Source organism: Actinoplanes sp. GCM10030250 (assembly GCF_042666575.1).
Classification (GTDB): Bacteria; Actinomycetota; Actinomycetes; order Mycobacteriales; family Micromonosporaceae; genus Actinoplanes.
On the sequence record NZ_JBHTDO010000119.1, the window covers coordinates 1 to 641 of the forward strand.

1 protein-coding gene is annotated in these 641 nt (G+C 70.5%); it reads left to right on the forward strand.

The features are described from left to right. Window positions 1-506, forward strand: a 506-nt coding sequence (locus tag ACFQV6_RS44310) for an NADPH-dependent F420 reductase (protein ID WP_378033750.1), incomplete at its 5' end; no start/stop codon positions are given. Window positions 507-641 lie beyond the last annotated feature (135 nt).

Here is a 641-nt window from a genome sequence, read left to right on the forward strand (position 1 = left end):
CCGCGGACGCCGTCGTCATCGACACCTCGAACTACTACCCGGCCCGCGACGGGCACATCGCGGCCCTCGACCGCGGGCAGGTGGAGAGCCGCTGGGTCGAGGAGCACCTCGGCCGGCCCGTCGTCAAAGCGTGGAACGCCATCACGGCACAGTCCTTCGTCGCCTACGCGAGCCCGAGCGGCACCCCCGGCCGGATCGCGATCCCCGTCGCCGCGGACGATGACGACGACCGGGCCCTGGGCATGTCGCTGGTCGATCAGACCGGCTTCGAGGGCTTCGACGCGGGCACCATCACCGACTCGTGGCGCCAGCAGCCAGGCAGCCCCGTCTACTGCACCGACCTCACCGCCGAGCAGATGCCCGGCGCGCTCGGCAAAGCCATCGCCGAACGCTCCCCGAAGCGCCGGGACCTGGCGATGCACGTCATCGCCGAACTGATGGGCGACCCCACCAGCGACCTCGGCAAGGACTTCCTGGTCCGGGTCAACCGCCTTATCTACAACTGACCGGCGCTGCGGCCTGCGCCCGGCCGGCCAGCTCGAAGTCGCTCCGGCCGGGGCGCAGTGGCGTGACGGATTTTGAGGCTATCGACATGACTGGCAGCACAGACCTGAGCGCATCGGCTCCGGCAGCCGACAGCG